This window comes from Streptomyces sp. NPDC028722, assembly GCF_040637655.1.
Classification (GTDB): Bacteria; Actinomycetota; Actinomycetes; order Streptomycetales; family Streptomycetaceae; genus Streptomyces.
In genome coordinates this window covers 293,220-317,040 of the sequence record NZ_JBEZWU010000006.1, presented here as the reverse complement: position 1 = coordinate 317,040, position 23,821 = coordinate 293,220, and the positions used below count along the sequence as shown (strand labels likewise).

21 protein-coding genes are annotated in these 23,821 nt (G+C 72.3%); 10 read left to right on the top strand and 11 right to left on the bottom strand.

Translation table 11 applies throughout. The features are described from left to right. Nucleotides 1–80 precede the first annotated feature (80 nt). Entirely contained in the window at nt 81–1,379 is a 1,299-nt protein-coding gene (locus AB0F03_RS12940) for a M18 family aminopeptidase (protein ID WP_361989807.1), read from the top strand. 119 nt (nt 1,380–1,498) lie between these two features. Then, nucleotides 1,499–1,747, top strand: a complete 249-nt coding sequence (locus AB0F03_RS12935; RefSeq protein WP_361989805.1) for a DUF6458 family protein — start codon at nt 1,499–1,501, stop codon at nt 1,745–1,747. On the opposite strand, the gene AB0F03_RS12930 is transcribed toward AB0F03_RS12935, so the two are convergent. The 3 genes from AB0F03_RS12930 to AB0F03_RS12920 all read right to left on the bottom strand — a co-directional run bounded on the left by AB0F03_RS12930 (nt 1,735) and on the right by AB0F03_RS12920 (nt 5,144). After that, on the bottom strand, nt 1,735–3,591 hold the full coding sequence (locus AB0F03_RS12930) for an NHL domain-containing thioredoxin family protein (protein WP_361989802.1): 1,857 nt from the start codon (nt 3,589–3,591) through the stop codon (nt 1,735–1,737). The two genes, AB0F03_RS12935 and AB0F03_RS12930, sit on opposite strands and share 13 nt — an antisense overlap. Nucleotides 3,592–3,660: 69 nt before the next feature. Further along, nucleotides 3,661–4,539 carry a calcium-binding protein gene (locus AB0F03_RS12925; RefSeq protein ID WP_361989799.1) on the bottom strand — a complete coding sequence of 293 codons (879 nt, stop codon included), beginning with the start codon at nt 4,537–4,539 and terminating at the stop codon, nt 3,661–3,663. A gap of 209 nt (nt 4,540–4,748) precedes the next feature. Continuing rightward, the gene (locus AB0F03_RS12920) at nt 4,749–5,144 is read right to left on the bottom strand and encodes a cupin domain-containing protein (protein WP_361989796.1); all 396 of its coding nucleotides are present in this window, start codon (nt 5,142–5,144) and stop codon (nt 4,749–4,751) included. Nucleotides 5,145–5,187: 43 nt separating this feature from the next. Here AB0F03_RS12920 and AB0F03_RS12915 point away from each other — a divergent pair, with 43 nt between their 5' ends. Together AB0F03_RS12915 and AB0F03_RS12910 are read left to right on the top strand one after the other, a co-directional pair. Beyond that, complete coding sequence (locus tag AB0F03_RS12915; protein ID WP_361989793.1) at nt 5,188–6,207, top strand: helix-turn-helix domain-containing protein; 1,020 nt, start codon at nt 5,188–5,190, stop codon at nt 6,205–6,207. 163 nt (nt 6,208–6,370) lie between these two features. Beyond that, entirely contained in the window at nt 6,371–6,865 is a 495-nt protein-coding gene (locus AB0F03_RS12910; RefSeq protein WP_356818973.1) for an LURP-one-related family protein, read from the top strand. Between the two features lie 14 nt (nt 6,866–6,879). Here AB0F03_RS12910 and AB0F03_RS12905 read toward each other — a convergent pair whose 3' ends face one another. Continuing rightward, nucleotides 6,880–7,704: a carbon-nitrogen family hydrolase gene (locus tag AB0F03_RS12905; RefSeq protein WP_361989790.1), complete on the bottom strand. Its 825-nt coding sequence runs from the start codon at nt 7,702–7,704 to the stop codon at nt 6,880–6,882. 183 nt (nt 7,705–7,887) lie between these two features. On the opposite strand from AB0F03_RS12905, the gene AB0F03_RS12900 reads away from it, so the two are divergent. Then, nucleotides 7,888–8,712, top strand: coding sequence for a maleylpyruvate isomerase family mycothiol-dependent enzyme (locus AB0F03_RS12900; RefSeq protein ID WP_361989787.1), 825 nt, complete (start codon nt 7,888–7,890; stop codon nt 8,710–8,712). 293 nt (nt 8,713–9,005) lie between these two features. Here AB0F03_RS12900 and AB0F03_RS12895 read toward each other — a convergent pair whose 3' ends face one another. Further along, on the bottom strand, nt 9,006–10,316 hold the full coding sequence (locus AB0F03_RS12895; protein ID WP_361989784.1) for an MFS transporter: 1,311 nt from the start codon (nt 10,314–10,316) through the stop codon (nt 9,006–9,008). Next, nucleotides 10,313–10,987 (bottom strand): GntR family transcriptional regulator, encoded by a 675-nt coding sequence (locus tag AB0F03_RS12890; protein ID WP_361989781.1) that lies wholly within the window; start codon nt 10,985–10,987, stop codon nt 10,313–10,315. The genes AB0F03_RS12895 and AB0F03_RS12890 overlap by 4 nt, the downstream gene beginning before the upstream one ends. A gap of 188 nt (nt 10,988–11,175) precedes the next feature. Here AB0F03_RS12890 and AB0F03_RS12885 point away from each other — a divergent pair, with 188 nt between their 5' ends. Both AB0F03_RS12885 and AB0F03_RS12880 read left to right on the top strand, forming a co-directional pair. Beyond that, the gene (locus AB0F03_RS12885) at nt 11,176–12,078 is read left to right on the top strand and encodes a D-alanyl-D-alanine carboxypeptidase (protein WP_361989779.1); all 903 of its coding nucleotides are present in this window, start codon (nt 11,176–11,178) and stop codon (nt 12,076–12,078) included. Nucleotides 12,079–12,239: 161 nt separating this feature from the next. Further along, a complete protein-coding gene (locus AB0F03_RS12880; protein WP_361989777.1) occupies nt 12,240–13,244 on the top strand; it encodes a Bro-N domain-containing protein in 1,005 nt (334 codons plus the stop codon). Nucleotides 13,245–13,317: 73 nt separating this feature from the next. Here the strand turns inward: AB0F03_RS12880 and AB0F03_RS12875 are convergent, their stop codons facing one another. From AB0F03_RS12875 to pdhA, 3 genes are read right to left on the bottom strand one after another with little or no spacing between them, the layout of a single operon-like run. Next, nucleotides 13,318–14,703: a dihydrolipoamide acetyltransferase family protein gene (locus AB0F03_RS12875; protein ID WP_361989775.1), complete on the bottom strand. Its 1,386-nt coding sequence runs from the start codon at nt 14,701–14,703 to the stop codon at nt 13,318–13,320. A 10-nt stretch (nt 14,704–14,713) separates the two neighbouring features. Beyond that, nucleotides 14,714–15,691 carry an alpha-ketoacid dehydrogenase subunit beta gene (locus tag AB0F03_RS12870; RefSeq protein ID WP_361989772.1) on the bottom strand — a complete coding sequence of 326 codons (978 nt, stop codon included), beginning with the start codon at nt 15,689–15,691 and terminating at the stop codon, nt 14,714–14,716. Nucleotide 15,692: 1 nt separating this feature from the next. Beyond that, nucleotides 15,693–16,901, bottom strand: a complete 1,209-nt coding sequence (pdhA, locus tag AB0F03_RS12865) for a pyruvate dehydrogenase (acetyl-transferring) E1 component subunit alpha (RefSeq protein ID WP_361989769.1) — start codon at nt 16,899–16,901, stop codon at nt 15,693–15,695. Between the two features lie 545 nt (nt 16,902–17,446). Between pdhA and AB0F03_RS12860 the strand changes: the two genes are divergently transcribed. Next, nucleotides 17,447–18,463: a phosphotransferase gene (locus AB0F03_RS12860; protein ID WP_361989768.1), complete on the top strand. Its 1,017-nt coding sequence runs from the start codon at nt 17,447–17,449 to the stop codon at nt 18,461–18,463. A gap of 67 nt (nt 18,464–18,530) precedes the next feature. Here the strand turns inward: AB0F03_RS12860 and AB0F03_RS12855 are convergent, their stop codons facing one another. Continuing rightward, complete coding sequence (locus AB0F03_RS12855) at nt 18,531–20,168, bottom strand: protein kinase (RefSeq protein ID WP_361989765.1); 1,638 nt, start codon at nt 20,166–20,168, stop codon at nt 18,531–18,533. Between the two features lie 337 nt (nt 20,169–20,505). On the opposite strand from AB0F03_RS12855, the gene AB0F03_RS12850 reads away from it, so the two are divergent. Continuing rightward, entirely contained in the window at nt 20,506–22,155 is a 1,650-nt protein-coding gene (locus AB0F03_RS12850) for a protein kinase (RefSeq protein ID WP_361989763.1), read from the top strand. Between the two features lie 113 nt (nt 22,156–22,268). Here the strand turns inward: AB0F03_RS12850 and AB0F03_RS12845 are convergent, their stop codons facing one another. Further along, nucleotides 22,269–22,814, bottom strand: coding sequence for a bacterial proteasome activator family protein (locus AB0F03_RS12845; protein ID WP_361989760.1), 546 nt, complete (start codon nt 22,812–22,814; stop codon nt 22,269–22,271). 174 nt (nt 22,815–22,988) lie between these two features. On the opposite strand from AB0F03_RS12845, the gene AB0F03_RS12840 reads away from it, so the two are divergent. Then, entirely contained in the window at nt 22,989–23,762 is a 774-nt protein-coding gene (locus AB0F03_RS12840) for a hypothetical protein (RefSeq protein WP_361989758.1), read from the top strand. Nucleotides 23,763–23,821: the final 59 nt, after the last annotated feature.

Genomic DNA, 23,821 nt, shown 5'->3' with positions numbered 1-23,821 from the left:
GGCGTCCGTATCCGTTGATTGCCCGCACGGGCCCGCTCTCCCACCGGGAGCGGGCCCGTGCACGTCGTTAAGGTGAACCCATGAGCGCAGCAGCCCGCTTCGACCGCGGCCACACCGACGACCTGATGACCTTCCTGGCGGCGAGCCCCACGCCGTACCACGCCGTCGCGAACACCGCCGAGCGGCTGGAGAAGGCAGGCTTCCGGCAGGTCGCGGAGACGGACGCCTGGGACGGCACGCACGGCGGCCGGTACGTGCTGCGCGGCGGCGCGATCGTGGCCTGGTACGTCCCCGAGGGCGCCGAGCCGCACACCCCGTTCCACATCATCGGCGCACACACCGACTCCCCCAGCCTGCGCGTCAAGCCCCGCCCCGACAGCGGGGCGCACGGCTGGCGCCAGGTCGCCGTGGAGATCTACGGCGGCCCGCTGCTGAACTCGTGGCTGGACCGCGACCTGGGCATCGCCGGCCGGCTCACCCTGCGCGACGGCTCCTCGGCCCTCGTCAACGTCGACCGGCCGCTGCTGCGGGTGCCGCAGCTCGCCATCCACCTGGACCGCTCGGTCTCCGCCGAGGGACTCAAGCTGGACAAGCAGCGCCACCTCCAGCCGGTCTGGGGTCTCGGCGGCGAGGTGCGCGACGGCGACCTGATCGCCTTCCTGGAACAGGAGGCCGGGGTCGCGGCGGGCTCGGTGGCCGGCTGGGACCTGATGACGCACCCGGTGGAGGCGCCCGCCTACCTCGGCCGGGACCGGGAGCTGGTCGCCGGCCCGCGCATGGACAACCTGCTGTCCGTGCACGCCGGCGTGGCCGCCCTGACCGCCGTCGCCGCCTCGGGCACCCCGCCCACCCGCATCCCCGTGCTGGCCGCCTTCGACCACGAGGAGAACGGCTCCCAGTCGGACACCGGCGCCGACGGCCCGCTGCTCGGATCGGTGCTGGAACGCTCGGTGTTCGCGCGCGGCGGCACGTACGAGGACCGGGCCCGGGCCTTCGCCGGCACGGTCTGCCTGTCCTCCGACACGGGCCACGCCGTGCACCCCAACTACGCCGAGCGGCACGACCCGACGCACCACCCGCGGGTCAACGGCGGCCCCATCCTCAAGGTCAACGTCAACAACCGCTACGCCACGGACGGTTCGGGCCGCGCGGTGTTCGCCGCGGCCTGCGAGAAGGCGGACGTCCCCTTCCAGAGCTTCGTCTCCAACAACTCCATGCCGTGCGGCACCACCATCGGCCCCATCACCGCGGCCCGGCACGGCATCCGCACGGTCGACATCGGCGTCGCGATCCTCTCCATGCACAGCGTGCGCGAACTGTGCGGCGCGGACGATCCGTTCCTCCTCGCGAACGCCCTCACGGCCTTCCTGGAGGGCTGACCTCCAGCCGCCGTCCCCGGGGAAAGCGGCGGGAGTTGGGCGACACGGCCTAGTCGGGCCCGCGCCGGGTACCCGGACGGCACCGGAGATTCCGGAACCGGAAGGGGAGGCGAGGTCTCATGGGTCTCGGCGGATGCATCATCCTCATCGCCATAGGGGCCATCCTGACGTTCGCGACCGACTGGCACATGACGGGCGTCAACGTCACCGTGGTCGGGCTGATCCTGATGGCCGTGGGCCTGATCGGGGTGGCGACGTTCAGCGGCATCGCACGCCGCCGCCGCGTCGTGGTGCCGACGACACCGGTGGTGGACGAGGAGCCCCGCCACCACCACGTCGACGGCTACTCCGACGGCTACGGCGTCTGATACACCGCCTCCTGCTCGTCCAGGCCCGCCAGGACGAGCGGCAGGCGGTCCGCACCACCCTTGGTGAGGCGGACCGGGACGTCCCGGTCCTGCTGGTGGACACGGCAGGCGGGATACGCGTCGGCGTCCCCGGCCGGGCCGCCGCCGGACGCGGTGTCGTCGCAGGACGCCGCCACCGCGGAGACGTGCAGGACGCCCTCCGGGACGGCCGGGTCCAGCTCCAGCTCGCGGAAGAGATCCGTTCCGGCTCCCTCGCCCTTGAGCAGCAGCTCGGGTGGGGTGGAGGAGACCAGCAGGCGGGTGGCGGGCCCGTGGCTCGTGTCGAGTGTGCGGCCCGCGGGGATCTGGAGGAGCACATCCAGGCGGAGGCGGCCGGGAGCGACCTCCGTGGCTGCCCGCCGGGCGACCTGCTCCACCCGCACCGCCTCCTCCGGCAGCCGCAGCCGGGTCAGCCGGTGCCGCCCCGACTCCACGACCACGATGTCCCCGCCGGCGACGACCGCGTCACCGGGCTCGCGCAGATCGGTGGCGAGCGTGGTGACCTCGCCGGTGGCCGGGTCGTAGCGGCGCAAGGCGTGGTTGTACGTGTCGGCGACGGCGACCGAGCCGTCCGGCAGGGCGGTGACCCCCAGCGGGTGCTGGAGGAGGGCCCGCTCCGCGGCGCCGTCCCGGTGGCCGAAGTCGAACAGGCCGGTCCCGACGGCCGTGTGCACCTGCCCGTCGTGGTCCACCCAGCGCAGGGCGCTCGTCTCGGAGTCGGCGAGCCACAGCCGGTCGGCGGTGGCCGCGAGCCCCGACGGCTGAGCGAACCAGGCCTCCGCGGCGGGGCCGTCCACCAGGCCCTCGTTGGTGGTGCCCGCCGCCACGGCGACCGTGCGGGCGACCGGGTCGTACGTCCACAGCTGGTGGACGCCCGCCATGGCGATCCACACCCGGCCGCCGAAGACCGCCACGTCCCACGGTGAGGACAGATCCACCTCCCGGGCCGCACCCGAGGTCGCCGAGCCCTGCCTCCACTGCTTCCCGGTGCCCGCCAGGGTGGTCACCTCGCCCGTGGCCGGATCCAGTCGGCGCAGGGCGTGATTGACGGTGTCGGCGACCACGACCGCCCCGTCGTCGAGGAGCGCGAGACCCTGCGGCTCGTTGAAGGACGCCTCCCGCGGGCCGCCGTCGGTGAACCCGCGCGCACCGGAACCGATCCGGCGTACGACGGTCTCGGCGTCCTCGGCCAGCTCCACCAGCCGGTGCCGGGTGGTGTCGCTGACCAGGAAGGTCCCCGACGGCAGCAGCAGCGCCTTGCCGGGGAAACGCAGCGTCGTCGGCTCCGGCTCCGGCGGCACGTACGGACCGTCACCGCGGCGCAGGGTGCCCTTCGCTGCGTGCTCGGCCGCCAGCTCCTCCACCAGCCGCCCGATCGCGTGCACGTGCCCCTCACCCGTGTGCTGCGCGACGACGTACCCCTCGGGGTCGATGACGACGAGCGTCGGCCACGCCCGGACCGCGTACTGCTTCCAGGTGGCCAGCTCCGGGTCGTCCAGCACCGCGTGTGCCACGCCGTGACGCTCGACCGCGTCCACGACCGCCCGGTGGTCGGCCTCGTGCACGAACTTCGGCGAGTGCACCCCGACCACCACGACCGTGTCCCGGTGCTTCTCCTCCAGCTCACGCAGCTCGTCCAGGACGTGCAGGCAGTTGATGCAGCAGGAGGTCCAGAAGTCCAGCACCAGGATGCGACCGCGGAGGTCGGCGAGCTTCAGGTTCTTCCCGCCGGTGTTGATCCAACCGCCCCTGCCGGTCAGCTCGGGGGCGCGGACGCGGACGCGTCGGGGTGCGGAATCGGTCATGGTTCCCAGGGTGCCATCCGGTGCCGACGGCCGGGCCGGCCCTGTGGAAAACTCCGGGCCGTCCGGTCGTCAGTCCTGGTGGACCACGTCGCGGCCGGGTCCGCCGGAGAGCGTGTCCCGGCCGGGGCCGCCGTACAGCCGGTCGTTCCCGCTGTTGCCGTAGAGCCTGTCGCCTCCGGCACCGCCGTACAGCGCGTCGTCGCCCCTGCCGCCGTACAGGGTGTCGGCGCCGGCCCCGCCGTAGAGGGTGTCGTCACCGTCGTCACCGGACAGGTCCTGGCCGCCGGCACCGCCGCGGAGCACGTCGTCGCCCTTGCCGCCCTTCGCGATGACCAGGTCACCGTCGGCGTGGACCGTGTCGTCGCCGTCCCCGCCGAATGCCAGCCCCGCCTCGCCGACCGTGAGGGTGTCGTCGCCCGCGCCGCCCGAGACGTCGTTGCCGTCGAGGCGCCCGCTGTCGGTGAGCCGGTCGTTGCCGGAACCCAGGGAGATCCGGGCGAAGCGGTACACCTGGTCGGTCCTGTTCGCGTAGGCGACGGTGTCGTCGCGGTCGCCGAGGTCCATCGTCAGTGCGGGGTACGGGTCCTGGCTCTCCTCGGCGGTGACCGTGCAGGAGACCTTGGTGTGATCGGCGGCGTCCGGACGGGCGCAGCCGTTGCCCGCGCCGATCGGGACGACGTCGTCGATCACATAGGTGATGCCGGCGCCGTCGGCGGTGCGGGACGCGGTCACGGTCGCCTTGTTGGCCTGCCCGGGGGCGGCGGTGTAGGCCAGCTGCCAGCCGTACCGGTTGACCTCGGCGGTGGCCGCGGGGACAGCCGCGCGGGCGGACCCGGGGACGGCCGCGGCGGCGCTGCCGGCCAGGGCGCACGGCACGGCGAGGGCGGCCGTGCCGAGGACCAGGGCGAGCGTGCGCACGGGGCGGTGGCGGGCGGGTCGAGCGGACATGGCGGGCCTCCGGGAGGATCGGGTCCGGCGTTGTCGCCGGCTTCCGTACGATCCGACCCGCGGGCCCGCCCGCCGGTTGGCCACCCGCCCCGGAAAAGCGGGAAGTTCACCTGGGCATCACCCGGCGTCCCGGTGGATTCCGGTGCCCGGTCGGAAGAGGCCCGGGTCCGGTGGGACCCGCCCGGCGGCCTCGGCCCGGTGAGGCACCGTCAGGTGAGCGTGTGGCCCGTGGTCGCGTCCACGTGGCGGGGCACGTCCTCGTGCCGGTCGCCGACGGTGAGGGTGCCGGTGGGCTCGAAGAGCAGGATCTCGGTCGGCACGCGCGCGTACGGCTTGTGTTCGGTGCCGCGCGGGACGGTGAAGACCGAGCCCCGCGGCAGGACCACCGTGCGCTCACCGGCGGGCTCGCGCAGGCCGATGTGCAGTTCGCCGGTGAGGACCAAGAAGAACTCGTCGGTGTGGTCGTGGACGTGCCAGACGTGCTCGCCCTCCACCTTCGCCACGCGCACGTCGTAGTCGTTGACGGTCGTGACGATGCGGGGGCTCCACCGCGCGGTGAAGGAGGCGAGGGCCGTTTCCAGGGAGATCGGTTCCATGCGCCTCATCGTGCGGGTGACGGGACCGTCCCACGAGTGCTAGGAATCGCACATGCCGCAACGATCCTCTCAGGCACCGCACCGGGTCGTCGTGATCGTGGACGAGGGCACGAACCCGTTCGAGGTCGGTGTCGCCACCGAGCTGTTCGGGCTGCCCCGGCCGGAGCTGGGCCGGCGACGGCCCCTCTACGAGGTGACGCTGTGCGCGCCCACGCGCGCGGTACGGATGAACCACGGCTTCTTCACCATGAGCGGCCTGCCCGGACCGGAGGCGGTGGACGGGGCGGACACCCTGGTGGTCCCCGGCCGCCCGGACAACGTCGTACCGCGCGGACCCGACGTCCTGGCCGCGATCCGCCGGGCGCACGCGCGTGGCGCCCGTGTCGTCGGCTTCTGCACCGGCAGCTTCGCGCTCGCCGAGGCGGGCCTGCTGGACGGCCGCCGCGCCACCACGCACTGGATGTGGGCGGATGCCTTCCGGGAGCTGCATCCGGCGGTGCGGCTGGAGCCGGACGTGCTCTTCGTGGACGACGGTGACGTCCTCACCGCCGCGGGCAGCGCCGCCGCGCTCGACCTCGGCCTGCACATCTGGCGGCGGGATCACGGTGCGGAGACGGCCAACGCCGTCTCCCGCCGCCTCGTCTTCGCCGCGCACCGGGACGGCGGACAACGGCAGTTCGTGGAGCGGCCGGTGCCGGAGGTGCCCGACGCGTCGCTCGGCCCGCTCCTGGCCTGGGCCCAGGAACGGCTGGGCGAGCCGCTGACCGTCGCGGCTCTCGCCGCCCGCGCGGCCGTCTCCCCGGCCACCCTGCACCGCCGCTTCCGCGGCCAGCTGGGGACGACCCCGCTGGCCTGGCTCACCGGGGAGCGCGTGGCGCTGGCCTGCCGGCTGATCGAGCGGGGCGAGGAGCGGCTGGACGTCGTGGCGGCACGCAGCGGCCTGGGTACGGCGGCCAACCTGCGGGCACGGCTGCGGCGGGAGACGGGGCTGAGCCCGTCGGCGTACCGGAGACGGTTCGGCGGGGGGCCGGCCGGAGGGACGGCGGCGGGGACGAGGGCGGCCGGCGGGTGACCCGGCGCGGCCCCGCTCGTCGGCGCGGGTGCGGACGCCGCAGGCGCAACCGCAGCCGTCGGCCTCGTGGATGAGCCCCGGTCGAACATGACATCCGGGCCGGGAGCAGGCCGGCGGGGACGGCCCTGTGACGATCAGCCGGTGCCGGGGAAGCATGACCTGTATGAGATTCCTCGTACGCGACCGGATCCTCGGCATCGGTGACGACTGGTGGATCGAGGACGAGCACGGCCGGAAGGTGTTCCTCGTCGACGGCAAGGCGATGCGGCTGCGGGACACCTTCGAGCTGAAGGACGCCCAGGGGCGGATCCTGATCGACATCCACCAGAAGATGTTCGCGCTGCGCGACACGATGGTGATCGAACGGGACGGCGAGGCCCTGGCCAGGATCAGGCGCAAACGGCTGTCCCTGCTGCGCAACCACTACCGGGTCTCCCTGGTGGACGGCACCGAACTCGACGTCAGCGGCAAGATCCTGGACCGCGAGTTCGCCGTCGAGTACGACGGCGAACTGCTCGCGGTGATCTCCCGCCGCTGGCTGACCGTGCGCGACACCTACGGCGTCGACGTCGTACGGGAGGACGCCGACCCGGCGCTGCTGATCGCGGTGGCGGTGTGCGTCATCCACCTCTCGGAGAAGGAGGGGGAGGAGGACTGACCCCGGCGGCGGGGCTAGCGCCGGTGCGGGGGCGCCTGAAGACCGAGGACGCGGTCCTTCAGCGCCGGGAACTGCTCGCGCGTGGCGGACACCTTCGCCGGGTCGAGGTCGACGGTGAGGACCTCCTCGCCCGATCCTGCCTCGGCGAGCACCTCGCCCCACGGATCGACCACGATCGAGTGACCCGCCTGCGGAACTCCGGTGTGGGTCCCGGCCGTTCCACAAGCGAGCACGAACGCCTGGTTCTCCACCGCCCGCGCCTGAGCCAGCAGCGTCCAGTGCGCGCGTCGCCGCTCGGGCCAGCCCGCCGGGATCACCAGCATCTCGGCACCGGCGTCGACGAGTCCACGGAAGAGTTCGGGGAAACGGAGGTCGTAGCAGGTGGCCACGCCGAGCGTGGTCCCGGGCAGCGGGACCGTCACCAGTTCCCGGCCCGCGCCCATCAGCACGGCCTCGCCCTTGTCGAAGCCGAAGCGGTGGATCTTGCGGTAGGCCGCGGCCAGTTCACCGGAGGGGGAGAAGACGAGAGACGTGTTGTAGAGGGGACCGTCCTGCGTGGCGGAGCCGCCGCCGGACGCCGCCCGTTCGGGAATGGAGCCGGCGTGCAGCCACACGCCCGCGTCACGCGCCGCCCCGGCCATCGCCTGATATGTCGGCCCTTCGAGCGGCTCGGCCTCGCGGCCGAAGTCCTCGTAGGCGAAGGCGCCGGTGGTCCACAGTTCGGGCAGTACGACGAGGTCCGCACCGGCCTGCTCCCGCACCAGCGCGGCCGCCCGACGCCGCCGGGAGTCGACCGATTCGTCCTCGTCCACGGCGATCTGGATCAGCGAGGCGCGCACACTACCACCGTCCTGGCAATTCGATTCGGCCACACGGGCCTACGATCGTCACACGAAAGCACTGCCGGGGTGCCTCTCCGCAGCGTAACTTAGCGTCGAGACACCCGTCGAAGTGCAGCCGCCGCCCGCTGGCAACGCCGCCACAACCTGCCCGTGTACCGACCGCCGAGGGGTCCCGTTTCCGTGAGTCTGCATCCCACCCTCCAGCCCTACGCCGACGCCTGGACGCACTCCATCGAAGCGATATCCGAGATGGTGCAGTCGCTCGTCGAGGGCGAGTGGAACCGGCGGACCCCCTGCCCCGGCTGGTCGGTCCGGGACATCGTGTCGCACGTCATCGGCCTCGACTGCGAGATGCTCGGCGACCCGCGCCCCATCCACGCCCTGCCGCGCGACCTCTTCCACGTCGCCACCGAGCACCAGCGGTACATGGAGATGCAGGTCGACGTCCGCCGTCACCACACGGCGCCGGAGATGACGGCCGAGCTGGAGTACACCGTCATCCGCCGCAACCGCCAGCTGCGCAACGAGTCCCGCGACCCCGCGACCACGGTGCGCGGCCCGCTGGGCAGCGAGGTCACCCTGGAACAGGCCTATCGCGCCCGCGCGTTCGACGTGTGGGTGCACGAACAGGACCTGCGTACGGCCCTCGGCCGCCCCGGCAACCTGGACTCGCCGGGCGCGTACGTCACCCGGGACGTCCTGCTGGCCGCGCTGCCCAAGGTCGTCGCGAAGGACGCGGACGCCCCGCGCAGCTCGGCGATCGTGTTCGACGTGCACGGCCCGGTCGAGTTCCTGCGCACCGTCCGCGTCGACATCCAGGGCCGCGGCACCGTGGAAACCGCCCCGGCCCTCGGCCCCGCGGCCACGCTCACCCTCGACTGGGAGACCTACGTCCGCCTGGCCTGCGGCCGGGTGACCCCCCAGGCGGTGGCGGACCGGGTGAAGACCGAGGGCGACCAGGACCTGGCGGCAGCCATCCTCCACAACTTCACGGTGACGCCGTAGCGGGTGGGGGCGCCCCGTGTCCGGGGCGGCCCAGGCACTGGGGCGCACCGAGCCCGGGCAGCCCGCGTCCAGGGCACCCCGGGGGGAGATGTCCCGGGGCCAAGTGTCGCGGGGAGAGATATCCCGGGGCAGGTTTCCCGGGCTGGTTTCCCGGATCCGGGCGCCTCGGCGGCAGGCGTCCGGCGCGGCCCCCGATCGCGGGCGGAAAGCCGCCGACGGACGCCCGCCCCACAGGCCGCCCAGCCTCTCGGCACACCGGAAACGGTGGGCGCGCGGGCGGGCGAGCCACCGCCTCAAGCCGCAGGCACGTGCACCGTCTCCACCCGGCTCGCCACCAGCCGTTCCCGCTCCCGCCGAACCGTCCGCCCCCGCAACCGCAGGATCTGGCTGACCCCGAGCGCCTGGAGCACGAACACCGCGGAGAAGGCCACGGTGTAGTCGTCCCCGGTGGCGTCCAGCAGCACGCCGATCGCGAACAGCGTCGTCATGGAGGCGATGAATCCTCCCATGTTGGTGATGCCGGACGCGGTGCCCTGCCGCTCGGGCGGGTTGGCCGGCCGGGCGAAGTCGAAGCCGAGCATGGACGCCGGCCCGCACGCACCGAGCACCGCGCACAGCATCACGAGCAGCCACATCGGCGCGTGCTCCCCGGGGTAGGCGAGCGTCCCCGCCCACAGCAGCGCCGTCGCGCTCACCGTGCCGAGCGCCAGCGGCAGCCGTGCCGCGTGGTGCCGGGCGACGATCTGGCCGTAGACCAGGCCGATCACCATGTTGGACAGGACGACGAGGGTGAGCAGCTCGCCGGCCGTGGCCCGGCTGAGCCCCTGCGCCTGCACCAGGAACGGCAGCCCCCACAGCAGCAGGAACACCATCGCCGGGAACTGGGTGGTGAAGTGGACCCACAGTCCGAGCCGCGTGCCCGGCTCCCGCCAGGCCGCGGTGATCTGCCGGCGGACATAGACCGAACCCTGGTGCGGCGACGGCTCCGGTTCGTGACCCTCGGGATGGTCCTTCAGGAACAGCAGGGTCAGGACGAGGACGACCACACCCGCGAGCGCGCTGCCCGCGAACGCCCGGGTCCAGCCGACGCCGTGCAACAGCCGGGCGAGGACGAGGGTGGAGACCAGGTTGCCCGCCATGCCGACCAGCCCCGCGAGCTGTGCGACCAGGGGGCCGCGCCGGGCGGGGAACCAGCGGGTGCCGAGCCGCAGCACGCTGATGAAGGTCATCGCGTCGCCGCAGCCCAGCAGGGCCCGGGAGGCGAGCGCGGTGCCGTACGAGGGGGAGAAGGCGAAGCCCAGTTGCCCGGCGGTGAACAGCACCGCCCCGATGCTCAGCACCTTCCTGGTGCCGAGCCGGTCGACCAGCAGGCCGACGGGTATCTGCATGCCGGCGTAGACCAGCAGCTGGAGGATGGAGAACGTCGACAGGGCGGAGGCGTTCACATGGAAGCGGGCGGCCGCGTCGAGTCCGGCCACGCCCAGCGACGTGCGGAAGATGACGGCGACGAAGTAGACGGCCACGCCTATGGACCACACGGCGACGGCGCCCCGGCCGCCGGGCGGATCACCCGGAAGGGTGGCGTTGCGCGCGGGACTGCTCACCGGACCTCACCTCGCGCGAGGTGCGAGAACCAGCTCACGTGCCGGTGCACGACCCCGACGGCCGCCTCGGCGTCCCCGGCGCGCAGCGCGTCGAGGATCTCCTCGTGCTCGGCGAGCGTCTTGGCGATCCGGTCGGGGTGCGAGTGCATGACGGCGACGCCCATCCGCAGCTGGCGGTCGCGCAGCTGGTCGTAGAGGCGGGAGAGGATCTCGTTGCCGCCGCTGCGCACGATCTCGGCGTGGAAGCAGCGGTCGGTGACGGCGGCGGCGGCCAGATCACCGGCGGCGGCCTGCGCCTTCTGCCGCGCCAGCAGCTCCGCCAGCCGTGCCAGCAGGCCCGGCGGGGCGGGTACGGCCTTGCGGGCCGCGTGCTCCTCGACCAGCAGCCGGGTCTCCACCACGTCGGCGATCTCCTGGGCGGAGACGGGCAGGACGAGGGCGCCCTTCTTGGGGTAGAGGCGGATCAGGCCCTCGGTCTCCAGCCGCAGCAGCGCCTCCCGGACGGGGGTGCGCGAGACCCCGACGGCCTCGGCGAGCTCCCCCTCGGTGAGCAGGGTGCCGCCCTCGTAGTGGCGGTCGAGCACACCCTGCTTGACATGGGCGTACACGCGGTCGGCAGCGGGTGGCGGCTTCAGGGACTGGGGCGCGGACTGCTCGACGGCCGTTTTCATGCCGACAGCTTAGATACAACACGTACGCAAGCAGGAGTGCCGTCCATCATGCGGACGTGACGAAAGCCCCTCGAAGCGACCGCACAACCTTCTGTGCTACTTACGTGTCACACACGTGCGGCCCGCTCCGTTGCCACTTCAACTCGGCCGCACACAACGGGCATTCAATACATTCGAGGTATATCACTTTGATTACCGGCATTCAGGGCACCCGCCTTCGCAGGGCCGCCGTCGTCGCCGTCAGCTCCGGCGCGCTGCTCGCCACCGGTGCCCTCACCGCAGCGCCCGCGCAGGCCGTCACGACGCCCTCCATCGTGGCGAAGGGCGGTTACGTGATGAACAACGTCACCGGCTCGACGCTGTACACCAAGACGGCAGACACCAAGCGGTCCACCGGCTCTACCACCAAGATCATGACCGCCAAGGTCGTGCTCGCGCAGTCGAACCTCAACCTCGACTCCAAGATCACGATCAAGAAGATCTACAGCGACTACGTCGTCAAGAACAACGCCTCCCAGGCGCATCTGATCGTCGGCGACAGGGTCACCGTCCGCCAGCTGCTCTACGGCCTGATGCTGCCGTCCGGCTGCGACGCCGCCTACGCGCTCGCCGACAAGTACGGCTCGGGCTCCTCCACCGACGCGCGCGTGAAGTCGTTCATCGGCAAGATGAACACCGCCGCCAAGAACCTGGGCCTGAAGAACACCCACTTCGACTCCTTCGACGGCATCGGCAACGGCTCCAACTACTCGACGCCGCGCGACCTGACGAAGATCGCCAGCAGCGCGATGAAGAGCTCCACGTTCCGCACGATCGTCAAGACGAAGTCGTACACCGCGAAGACGATCACCAAGACCGGCAGCACGCGCACGATGAACGCGTGGAAGAACACCAACGGGCTGCTCAGCAGCTACAGCGGCACCATCGGCGTGAAGACCGGCTCCGGCCCGGAGGCCAAGTACTGCCTGGTCTTCGCCGCCACCCGGAACGGCAGGACGGTCATCGGCACCGTCCTCGCCTCCACGTCCATCACCCAGCGCGAGACGGACGCGAAGAAGCTCCTCACCTACAGCTTCGCCAAGCTCGGCTGACGCCGGCGGAACAGAGAAGGGCCCGTCGCATCCCTGCGACGGGCCCTTCGCCGTGTCCGGCCAGCGATATCGCCGCTTTTCACTCTCAATCGTGAACATCCCTCTTTCCGCTGGCATATTCCATTTCATCCGCTCTACGTTCCGCAGCGGAGGTGGTTCACATGAACGAACCCAAGAAGCAGTCCGAGTCCGGCTCGGCGGCACGGCGCGAGGCCATCGACGTCAGCGACTTCGTGTACGCCGCGACCGGCGCCCGCGTCCGCAGGCTGACCATGCCGGACGGAAGTCACTGGTTCCCGGCGGTGGATGTGTGCAAGGAACTCGGGCACACCAACTCTCGGCAGGCGCTCTCCGACCATGTCCCAGAGAGCCATCGAGAGATTCTCGAGACCGTAACTGGAGCTTACGGTCTCAGCATTCCCGCAGGTAGGGAGTGGCGCCGAGACCTGAACATCATCTCTCTGCAAGGTCTCATCCTGCTTGTCAGCGCCTGCACCAAGCCCGCCTGCGCCCCCTTCAAGCAGTGGGTCGCCGAAGTCATCGAGACCGTGCAGCGGGAGGGTTCCTACACTCTCGACGAGGCCGAGGTACAGCCGGCCGAACCGGGGGCGCCCGTCGCGTACGCCATGCCCGAGCAGGTCGCGGAGGCCATCGTCCGGCTCGAGGCGCACAACCTCCAGCTGGACGAGGAACTCGCGGACGGGCAGCGCGAATCGAACGCGCTACAGAAGGAGATGCTGGACGTCCAGCGGGAGACGCTGGCCGTCCAACGGGAGACGCTGGCGACGCAGAAGGCCACACTCGCCGTGCATCAGGCGATGGTCCGCGCGATGGAACGCATCGCGGACCGGCTCGACGCCCTCGTCCTCACGCGTCCGGCCCCCGGGGGCCGCCTCATGGCGCCGACCACCACGGAGTCCGTACTGGCCGACTGGCGGCAGCGGCTGTCCGTGACGGAGGACGTGTGGACGGTCGCGGTGGTGATCGCCCCGATCCTGGCCGAGACGGGTGAGCTGCGCGAGCCGCTGGAATCCATCGCGGCCCGCACGGGGCTGACGGTCCGCCAGGTCAACGCGTGTCTGCGCCTGCTGCGCACGCATGCCTGCATCCGCTCGCAGGGCGGTGCCGAGGACGGCGCACCGGTGTACGTGCTCAACCAGGGCTGAAAAAGCGGGGGGCGGTCGCAAACCGAAGTTGCGGCCGTCCCCCACAGGCGTGGAGGTTACCCGGTGAAGGCCCTCACGCCCAAGTGATCAGCCGCTTCGGCTGCTCCAGGACCGCCGCGACGTCCGCCAGCACCTTGGAGCCCAGCTCCCCGTCCACCAGGCGGTGGTCGAAGCTCAGGGCCAGCGTGGTGACCTGGCGGGGCTTGACCTTGCCCTTGTGGACCCACGGCTGGAGCTTGATCGCGCCGACCGCGAGGATCGCCGACTCGCCCGGGTTGAGGATGGGCGTGCCGGTGTCGACGCCGAACACGCCGACGTTGGTGATGGTCACCGTGCCGCCCTGCATGGCGGCGGGCGAGGTCTTGCCCTCGCGGGCCGTCGTCACCAGCTCGCCCAGCGCCTCCGCCAGCTGCGGGAGCGTCTTGTCGTGCGCGTCCTTGATGTTCGGGACGATCAGCCCGCGGGGGGTGGCCGCCGCGATGCCCAGGTTGACGTAGTGCTTGCGCACGATCTCCTGGCCGGCCTCATCCCAGGACGCGTTGACGTCGGGGTTGCGCTTGATCGCGACCAGCAGCGCCTTGGCGATCAGCAGCAGCGGGTTCACCCGCAGGCCCTGCATCTCCTTGTCCTGCTTCAGCTCCTCGACCAGCTTCATCGTGCGCGTCACGTCCACCGTCACGAACTCGGTGACGTGCGGCGCCGTGAACGCCGAGCCGACCATCGCCTGCGCGGTCGCCTTGCGGACGCCCTTGACCGGGACGCGGGTCTCGCGCGCGGTGTCGTACGACGCCACGGGCGCCGGGGCCGCCGCGGGAGTCGTCGCGACCGGTGCCGCCGGTTCGGCGGTGCGCGAGGTGGCCGCCGCGTGGACGTCCTCGCGCGTGATGACGCCGTCCGGGCCGGAGGGGGTGAGGGTGGCGAGGTCGACGCCCAGGTCCTTGGCGAGCTTGCGCACCGGGGGCTTGGCCAGCGGACGGACCCGGTCCGCCACCGCGCCGTGGCCGTTCAGCTCCACCTGGACCGCCTGCGCCGCCGCCGGGACGGTGACCTCGGGGCCCTTGCGCGGGCGGCGCTTGGTGGAGGAGGTCGCCACGCCGTAGCCGACCAGGACCGGCTGGCGGCCCTCGGGCTTCGGCTCCTCCTTCGGCTGTGCGGGCACCGCCCGGGCCGGTTCGGCCGGGGCCTCGGGCGCGGCCGCGCCCGCCACGGCCACCGCGATGATGGACGTCCCCACGTCCACCGTGGTGCCCTCGGGGAAGTGCAGTGCGCGGACCACGCCGTCGTAGGGGATGGGGAGTTCCACCGCCGCCTTGGCGGTCTCGACCTCGCAGACCACCTGGCCGTCGGTGACCGTGTCACCCGGCTGGACGTACCACTTGAGGATCTCGGCCTCGGTGAGTCCCTCGCCCACGTCGGGCATCTTGAACTCGCGTACGGACGCTTCCGTCATCGTCGTCACGACCCTCTCCTCAGTACGCCAGCGAGCGGTCGACGGCGTCGAGCACGCGGTCCAGGTCGGGCAGGTACTCCTCCTCCAGGCGGGCCGGCGGGTACGGGGCGTGGTAGCCGCCGACCCGCAGGACGGGTGCCTCCAGGTGGTAGAAGCAGCGCTCGGTGATCCTCGCGGCGATCTCCGCGCCGGAGCCGAAGAACACCGGTGCCTCGTGGACGACCACGAGACGGCGGGTCTTCTCCACCGAGGCCTGGACGGCGTCGAAGTCCAGGGGGCTGACCGACCGCAGGTCCAGGACCTCCAGGGACTTGCCCTCCTCGGCCGCCGCGTCCGCGGCCTCCTGGCACAGCTTCACCATCGGGCCGTAGGCGGCCAGGGTGAGGTCCGTGCCCTCGCGGACCACGCGGGCCTTGTGCAGGGGGGCGGGGATCGCCTCGGCGTCGACCTCGCCCTTGTCCCAGTAGCGCCGCTTGGGCTCGAAGTAGATGACCGGGTCGTCGCTCTGGATGGCCTGCTGCATCATCCAGTACGCGTCGGCGGAGTTGGACGGGCTGACCACCTTCAGGCCCGCCACGTGCGCGAACAGGGCCTCCGGGGACTCGGAGTGGTGCTCGACCGCGCCGATGCCGCCGCCGTAGGGGATGCGGATGACGACCGGCAGCTTGACCTTGCCCAGCGAGCGGGCGTGCATCTTGGCGAGCTGGGTGACGATCTGGTCGTAGGCCGGGAAGACGAAGCCGTCGAACTGGATCTCCACCACCGGGCGGTAGCCGCGCAGGGCGAGGCCGATGGCGGTGCCGACGATGCCGGACTCGGCGAGCGGGGTGTCGATGACCCGGCTCTCGCCGAAGTCCTTCTGGAGTCCGTCCGTCACACGGAAGACACCGCCGAGCTTGCCGACGTCCTCACCCATGACGAGGACCTTGGGGTCGGCGTCCAGGGCGCGGCGCAACGACTCGTTGATGGCCTTGGCCATCGCCATCTTCTCGGCCATCTCAGTGACCCCCTTCTTCCGCGAACGACGCCTGGTAGGCGGCGAACTGGGCGCGCTCCTCGTCGACGAGCGCGTGCCCGTCCGCATAGGCGTTCTCGAAGATGGCGAAGTGGTCCGGGTCGGGCATGGACCGGACCGCTTCGCGCACTCGTCTGCCCAACGTCTCGGACTCGGCCTCGAGTTCCGCGAAGAATCCCTCGTCCGTGTGGTTCGACGCCTCCAGGTAGCGGCGCAGGCGCAGGATCGGGTCCTTGGCCTCCCAGGCCAGCCGCTCCTCGTCGCCCCGGTACCTGGTGGGGTCGTCGGAGGTGGTGTGGGCGCCCATGCGGTACGTGTACGCCTCGACCAGGGTCGGGCCCTCGCCGTTGCGGGCGCGCTCCAGCGCCCACTTGGTGACCGCGAGGCAGGCCAGCACGTCGTTGCCGTCGACGCGGACGCCCGGGAAGCCGTAGCCCTGGGCGCGCTGGTAGAGCGGGACGCGGGTCTGGCGCTCGGTCGGCTCGGAGATCGCCCACTGATTGTTCTGGCAGAAGAACACCACGGGGGCGTTGTAGACCGCGGAGAAGGTGAACGATTCGGCCACGTCGCCCTGGCTGGAGGCGCCGTCGCCGAAGTAGGCGATGACCGCCGAGTCCGCGCCGTCCTTGGCGATGCCCATCGCGTAGCCGGTGGCGTGCAGCGTCTGGGAGCCGATGACGATCGTGTACAGATGGAAGTTGTTGCTGTTCGGGTCCCAGCCGCCGTTGTTCACGCCGCGGAACATGCCGAGCAGGTTGGCCGGGTCGACACCGCGGCACCACGCGACGCCGTGCTCGCGGTAGGTCGGGAAGACGTAGTCGTCCTCCCGGGTGGCCCGGCCCGAGCCGATCTGGGCGGCCTCCTGGCCGAGCAGGGAGGCCCACAGGCCCAGCTCGCCCTGGCGCTGCAAGGCGGTGGCCTCGGCGTCGAAACGGCGGGTGAGCACCATGTCGCGGTACAGGCCGCGCAGCTCGTCGGGGGTGATGCCGGCGACGTAGGCGTCGTACTCGGCGTTCTTGACCCGCTTGCCCTCGGGGGTCAGGAGCTGCACCAGTTCCGGGCCGGTGCCCTTCCCGGCGGTGCTGCGGGTGGTGCGCTTGGTGCCGGTGGCTCCGGTCGTGTCGCCGGACGTGCCGGCCTTGCCTGCGGCGGTGCGTCGCGGCTTGCGCGCGGCACTGCTCTCCACGGTCACGTGTGCTCCTCCGTCGTTCCGGCCCCCGGGGTTGCCGGTAGGCCAGTGCGGCTCACCTGTTCCGACCACCGGGCACGGGGTGGGTGCCACTCGACCGGGAACAGGCGTGACAGGTGCCCCGGCGAGCGCCCTGCGACCAACACGTTACCCAGTGCTTCACATTTCTGTGAAACCCCCTTTGACCTGCGATTTTGCTTGGATTTCCAAGTAAATCGAGGGGACGGGAAAGCGTTGCTGGTCACAGCCTTGCGGCAGTCCGGAGCACCCGCACGTTATCCCGCGCACCCAGGTCACGGGAAGAGTCGTATGTGAGACCGACCTCGCACACGAAGAGGGACAAATCCGCATACCTCCCGTGACCGACCCGTCCCCGTCCGCCGCCACGCGCGCCGGCGGCCACCGGGCGGGACCCCGGGCGTCCGCCGGCCGATCACCTCGTGTGACCGAAAGCGACCGTCGGCGACTGCCTGTGACAACGCGCAGCTCACAGGGCCTGCGCGTGCCCTACCATCTGCCGCGTGCCGCGCTCATGTGTACCACCCCTCATGTCCCACGCGCCCCCTCTGGGCCCCCTGCTGCGCCTGTACGGCGCGGGCACCGCACTCGCCTGTGAGCCGGTCGACCAAGGGCTGCTCAACCGCGGCTACCGGCTGTGCACCACGCGCGGCCGATACTTCCTCAAGCACCACTTCGACCCCGACACCGCCGACCCGGCCGCCATCGAGCGCCGGCACCGGGCCACCCAACGCCTGGCCGACCTCGGCGTCCCGGTCGCCCCGCCGCTCGCCCACCGCGAGGGCCGTACGGTCGCCGTCGTCGCCGGCCACGCCTACGCCCTGCACCCCTGGATCGACGGCAGGCACCGCCACGGCGGCCAGCTCACCCGCGGGCAGAGCGCACGCCTGGGGGCCCTCCTGGGGGCCGTGCACGCCTGCCTGGAGCGCGTGATGCCGCCCAAGGGGCGCACCCGCCCGGCGACCGGCCCCCATCCCGTGCGGAGCGCCGACCCGGCCGACACCTTCGCCCTCATCGACGCCCTGCTCGGCCACGTGCACCGGCACCGCCCCGCCGACGCCTTCGACGAACTGGCCCGGCACCGGCTGCTGGAACGCCGCGCCCTCCTGGAGCAGCACGCCGGCCGGCGCCCGCCGCGCGGCGGCTCGGTGGGCTGGGTGCACGGCGACTTCCACCCGTTCAACCTGCTCTACAAGGACGACGCCCCGGCGGCCATCGTGGACTGGGACCGGCTCGGCGTGCAGCCGCGCGCGGAGGAGGCCGTACGCGCCGCGGTGATCTTCTTCGTCCGCCCCGGCGGAACCCTGGACCTGCCGAAAGTGCGCGCCTACGCGCGCGCGTACCGCCGCGCGGCCGGTGCCCCGTCCGCGGAGCTGGCGGCAGCCGCGCACCGGGTGTGGTGGGAACGGCTGAACGACTTCTGGATGCTGCGCTGGCACTACGAACGCGGCGACACGCGCGCGGACTGCCAGTTCCCGGCCGCGTCCGCGCTCGCGGTGTGGTGGACCCGCGAGTACGACGCCGTGTGCGACGCGTTCGTGCGGTGAGCCGGGCGGCGGGCCGGGAACGGGGTCAGCCCCCGGGGATCACCGTCCCGGCCGCCGTGGGTGTCCTTCAACCGGTGGTGTCGCCCGTGCTGCCGTCCGTGGTGGTGCCCGCGGGGGTACCGCCGTCACCGGTGCCCGCGTCCGCGCCCGCGTCGGTGGCGCCGGTGTCCGTGCCCCCGTCGGTGGCGCCGGTGTCCGTGCCGCCGCTCGTCGGGTCCGGGGGCGGGGACTGCGAGGTCTGCGGGTCCGACGGCTCGTCGCTCGGCGTGGAGCCGGTCGGCTGCGACGGGGTGTACGCCGGCGTGGACGCCGGCGGCCAGCCGTTGCCGGTGCCGGTCCCGGTGTCCGATCCGGTGTGCGTGGACGGGTCCGAGGGCTGGTCGGTCTTCTCGTCGGACGGGCTCGCGGAGGGCTTCTCGTGCTTGGTGCTCTTGGAGTGCGTGCTCGACGGCTTGGTGTCGGTGCCCGTACCGCCGCCGCTGCCGCCGGCGCCCTTCAGCGCCAGCGCCACGCCCGCCGCGATCGCGACGACCGCGAGGACGGCGAGGATCCACATCTTGCCGCGTCCGCTGCCCTTGTTGCCGTGCCCCTCGAAACCGCCGTCGTCGCCGCTGCCGTAGCCCGTCGGCAGGATCGGCTGCGGGATCTGCGCGGTGCCCGAGGCGTCCATCGGGTGCGGCATCACGGTCGTGCCGGCGAAGCCGCCCGCCGGGGTGTGCCGGCCGTCGTGCGCCGCCACCGGGCCGGTGTTCCAGGTGCCGGTGTGGGCGCCCTGCTCGTACAGCATCTGGAGGCCGTACTGGACCAGGCCGCGCATCTCCTCGGCCGTCTGGAACCGGTCGTCGGGATCCTTGGCGAGGGACCGCATGACCAGGCCGTCCAGCTCCGGCGGGCACGTTCCGTCCGCGACCTGCGACGGCGGCACCGGAATGTCCTGGACGTGCTGGTAGACCACCGACAGCGGGGTCTCACCGGTGAACGGGGGCCTGAGCGAGAGCAGTTCGTACAGCAGGCAGCCGGTGGCGTACAGGTCGGAGCGGTGGTCGACGGCCTTGCCGAGCGCCTGCTCCGGGGAGAGGTACTGCGGGGTGCCCATGACCATGCCGGTCTGCGTCATCGTCGTCGACGCCCCGTGCAGGGCACGGGCGATGCCGAAGTCCATCACCTTGACGGCACCGCTGTGGGTGATGATGACGTTCGCCGGCTTGATGTCACGGTGCACGATGCCATGCTGGTGCGAGTAGGCGAGCGCCTCCAGCACCCCTGAGACGATGATCAGGGCCTGCTCGGGACCCGGCGCCTCGGCGTTCAGCAGCAGGTCGCGGATGGTGCGGCCCTCGACCAGCTCCATGACGATGTACGGCACGGACTGGCCGCCCACACTGTCCTCGCCGGAGTCGTACACGGCGACGATCGCGTGGTGGTTGAGGCCGGCGACCGACTGGGCCTCACGGGTGAAGCGTGCCTTGGAGACCGGGTCCTCGGCCAGGTCCGCGCGGAGCAGCTTGACCGCGACGGTACGGCCCAGGCGGACGTCCTCCGCCGCGAACACCTCGGCCATGCCGCCCCGGCCCAGCCGGTGCGTGAGCCGGTACCGGCCGTCGCCGACGAGCCCTCCGTTGCCCCACATCTCCGGCGCGTCCGACATGCCGCCGCCAGTCGCCTCGGGGTCGGACGGGCCCTGAGAGCGCTGCTGCTGTGCCATCAGTCCTCGCCGTCGTTTCTGCCCGCGGTGCGCGCGGTGTTGTCACGGTCTCCGTCGGCCACGCTACAGCCTCCGCGGGGGCCACCGGTCCGGAACCGCAACCGGGACGGGTCCGCGACGGACCGGTCATGAAACCCGTAGCACGCGCTGTCGTGCAAATTCCGTGTGCCTGCCGTACGACACCGGTAACGCTTGCGCGACGCTTCTTGCGCGTACGGTCACGGAACGGGCACCGAGCTTGACGTGCCCGTGCCCTGGGGCAGACTTGGCCGGGAATGAGCCATTCGATCAAGGCCTCGCCGGTGACGGCGCCGGGGCCGGTGGGGGACGCGGAGAGATGAGCCAGGACGGCGCACACGGCCACGGCCGGTACGCGGGGCAGGCGCTGGCCGGGGGCCGTTACCAGCTGCGCGACCTGCTGGGTGAGGGCGGCATGGCCTCGGTGCACCTCGCGTACGACGCCGTGCTGGACCGCCAGGTGGCCATCAAGACGCTGCACACCGAACTCGGCCGGGAGCAGGCCTTCCGCGAGCGGTTCCGCCGCGAGGCCCAGGCCGTGGCCAAGCTCACCCACACCAACATCGTCTCCGTCTTCGACACGGGCGAGGACGAGCTGAACGGCATGGCGACGCCGTACATCGTCATGGAGTACGTCGAGGGCCGTCCGCTGGGCTCGGTCCTGGCCGAGGACATCCGGCAGTACGGCGCGATGCCCGCCGACAAGGCCCTGAAGCTCACCTCCGACGTGCTCGCCGCACTGGAGATCAGCCACGAGAAGGGGCTGGTCCACCGCGACATCAAGCCGGGCAACGTGATGATGACCAAGCGCGGCGTGGTCAAGGTCATGGACTTCGGCATCGCCCGCGCCATGCAGTCCGGCGTCACCTCGATGACCCAGACCGGCATGGTCGTCGGCACCCCGCAGTACCTCTCGCCCGAGCAGGCCCTCGGCCGCGGTGTGGACGCCCGCTCCGACCTGTACTCGGTCGGCATCATGCTGTTCCAGCTGGTGACCGGACGGCTGCCGTTCGACGCGGACTCGCCGCTGGCGATCGCGTACGCGCATGTGCAGGAGGAGCCGGTGGCGCCCTCCTCGGTCAACCGCGCGCTGCCGCCGGCCGTGGACGCGCTGGTCGCCCGCGCGCTGAGGAAGAACCCGAACGAGCGCTTCCCGACCGCCGAGTCCATGCGGGACGAGTGCCTGCGCGTCGCCGCGTCCCTCCAGGCGGCCCCGCCGAGCATCGTGCCGGGCTCCGGGCCGGCCCGGAGCGGCGCGGGCGTCGCCTCCGCGGTGTTCCCGCCGGTCGACCGGTCGGCGCCGGCGCCGTACGGGCCGGTGCAGACGCCGTACCCGCCCACCCCGGCCCCGCCCCACAACCCGTACGGCCCGCCGACACCCGCCCCGGCCTACGGATACCCCCAGCAGGGCGGCTACCAGACGCCCCCGGTGGGCTACGGCCCGCAGACCGCCCCGGCCCCGCCGCCGTACACGGTCACGCCGCAGACCGCCCCGCAGCCCTCCGGTGCCGGGCGGGGCAAGCGCCGCAGGCCGCTGGTGATCGGCTCGGTCACGGTGGCGGCCGTCGCGGTCGTCGGACTGATCGTCGCCCTCACGCTGAAGAACGCCGGCGACGACATCAAAGGTGTGACCGGTGGTTCGAACGCCTCGGCGTCCGCCTCGCACCGGCCGGGTTACCGCGGGGCGGACACCACGCGGCAGATCGACAAGTCGGAGTGCACCGAGCCGCAGGAGTCGTACACCGACCCGAAGAAGGTCGAGATGCCCGACTTCCGCTACAAGGACATCGGCTCGGTGAAGAAGTGCCTCCAGGCCGCGGGCTGGAAGTGGAGCATCGACCACGAGGACGACGACACCTGGGGCGAGGGGACCGTGCTGAAGCAGTTCCCCGACCATGGCACCGATGTCGCCCCCCACAACGTGGGCACCATCGACCTGAGCGTGTCGACGGGCAATCCGCCGCAGTGACGCCCCACCGGGCGCGGTGAGGCCGAACCGGACGCGGTGAGGGCCCGGCGGGTGTCCGCCGGGCCCTTCGGATGTCGTGACCCGTGACCTCGTGGCCGGGCCGGGTGGGCTGCCTACAGGTACGGTCCGCCCGTGTGGGCGCCGCCGCGGGGGTCGTCACCCAGCCCGTCGGGACCGGACACGCCCGGCGGAAGGGCGCGGCGCATCTGCTCCAGCTGGGCCCGCGCGGCCATCTGCTGGGCGAACAGCGTCGTCTGGATCCCGTGGAAGAGACCCTCCAGCCAGCCCACCAGCTGTGCCTGCGCGATCCGCAGTTCCGCGTCGCTCGGGGTCACCTCGTCGGTGAACGGCAGGGAGAGCCGTTCCAGTTCCTCGACCAGCTCCGGCGCCAGGCCGTCCTCCAGCTCCTTCACCGAGCTGGCGTGGATCTCCTTCAGGCGCACCCGGCTGGCCTCGTCGAGGGGAGCCGCCCGCACCTCCTCCAGGAGCTGCTTGATCATGCTGCCGATCCGCATCACCTTGGCCGGCTGTTCCACCATCTCCGTCACCGGGGTCTCGCGGGAGTCCTCGTCCCCGCCGCCACCGAGCGCCGCCCCGTCCTGCCCCACGACGAGGATCTGGGGATTCTCCGGCGACCGTTCGTTCCTCGGCATCTCCATACCGCCATTCTCTCGCACACCGCCACCTCACCACCGTGGTGCCCCCCCGGGTGGCTGATCCGCCGTTTAGACCTGATGGCGCAATCCGGAATGCCCTGCCGGCCGACGAATGTGAGGCTTGTCCCCGTCGGGTTTCCATCGGTCACGACACCTGGGCTCCGGGAGGTCACCGACGTGGCTCCATGCCTGCGCCTCGCACTCCGCTGCGTCCGGCTGCTGCTCTTCCTCGCGGCGGCGGCCCTGCCGGCGTACGGCGCCACCGTCGCGTACGGCGCCACGTCCGCCCACGCCGGCGAGCGGGGCCCCGTCCGCCCGTCCGCTCCGGGGCACCGGGACCAGCGGGGGCCGGCACTGCCGGGCGCCGCGGCACCGGGCCTCGGGCATCCGGGCGGGGACGAGCCCGGCGGCGACGGCCCGGGCCACGGACGGCCGGGTCACGGCCTCCCCGGCTCCGCCACGGCCGCCGCCCTCGGGCCCGCGCCCGGCGTGCGCGACCCGGACCCGCCCGCCGGCGAGCCACCGGCCGCCGTCGTCCCCATGCCGTCCGACTCGGCTTCGGCGTCGGTCCGCCCCTCGGTCTCCGCCCGCCTCGCCGCCGAGCCGTCCCGTGCGGGCAGCCGGGCAGGTGAGGGACGGATACGGCCGGGCCGGCCGGACGGGCCCGCCGCCGAGGTGGAGGGCGACGAGCCCGACACCGAGGCCGCGCGGGCACAGGAGCGGGAGACGGCGGACGTACCGGACGGAACGCCGACGGCCTCACCGCCGCCCGAGGAAGCCGGACTCGACCCCGCCAGGCCTTCGCTGCGGCCCGCGGCCCGGCAGGCGGTCCAGCAGGGCGAGGGCCCCACGGAGCCGGTCCTGCGGATCCTTCCGCTGGGCACGGGCCTGGTCCTCATCGGCCTGGGTCTGGCCCTGGCCCTCCTGGGCCTGAGACTGCGCAGAACCTGACTCCCGGGGCCACCGGGGCTCCCCGGTCCCGCTCGGATCCCGCCCCAGCCGTCCGCCGG

Coding starts and splice junctions, on each gene's coding strand:
- AB0F03_RS12940 (WP_361989807.1), top strand. CDS start 81: ATGAGCGCAGCAGCCCGCTTCGACCGCGGCCACACCGACGACCTGATG.
- AB0F03_RS12935 (WP_361989805.1), top strand. CDS start 1,499: ATGGGTCTCGGCGGATGCATCATCCTCATCGCCATAGGGGCCATCCTG.
- AB0F03_RS12930 (WP_361989802.1), bottom strand. CDS start 3,591: ATGACCGATTCCGCACCCCGACGCGTCCGCGTCCGCGCCCCCGAGCTG.
- AB0F03_RS12925 (WP_361989799.1), bottom strand. CDS start 4,539: ATGTCCGCTCGACCCGCCCGCCACCGCCCCGTGCGCACGCTCGCCCTG.
- AB0F03_RS12920 (WP_361989796.1), bottom strand. CDS start 5,144: ATGAGGCGCATGGAACCGATCTCCCTGGAAACGGCCCTCGCCTCCTTC.
- AB0F03_RS12915 (WP_361989793.1), top strand. CDS start 5,188: ATGCCGCAACGATCCTCTCAGGCACCGCACCGGGTCGTCGTGATCGTG.
- AB0F03_RS12910 (WP_356818973.1), top strand. CDS start 6,371: ATGAGATTCCTCGTACGCGACCGGATCCTCGGCATCGGTGACGACTGG.
- AB0F03_RS12890 (WP_361989781.1), bottom strand. CDS start 10,987: ATGAAAACGGCCGTCGAGCAGTCCGCGCCCCAGTCCCTGAAGCCGCCA.
- AB0F03_RS12880 (WP_361989777.1), top strand. CDS start 12,240: ATGAACGAACCCAAGAAGCAGTCCGAGTCCGGCTCGGCGGCACGGCGC.
- AB0F03_RS12870 (WP_361989772.1), bottom strand. CDS start 15,691: ATGGCCGAGAAGATGGCGATGGCCAAGGCCATCAACGAGTCGTTGCGC.
- AB0F03_RS12860 (WP_361989768.1), top strand. CDS start 17,447: ATGTCCCACGCGCCCCCTCTGGGCCCCCTGCTGCGCCTGTACGGCGCG.
- AB0F03_RS12855 (WP_361989765.1), bottom strand. CDS start 20,168: ATGGCACAGCAGCAGCGCTCTCAGGGCCCGTCCGACCCCGAGGCGACT.
- AB0F03_RS12850 (WP_361989763.1), top strand. CDS start 20,506: ATGAGCCAGGACGGCGCACACGGCCACGGCCGGTACGCGGGGCAGGCG.
- AB0F03_RS12845 (WP_361989760.1), bottom strand. CDS start 22,814: ATGGAGATGCCGAGGAACGAACGGTCGCCGGAGAATCCCCAGATCCTC.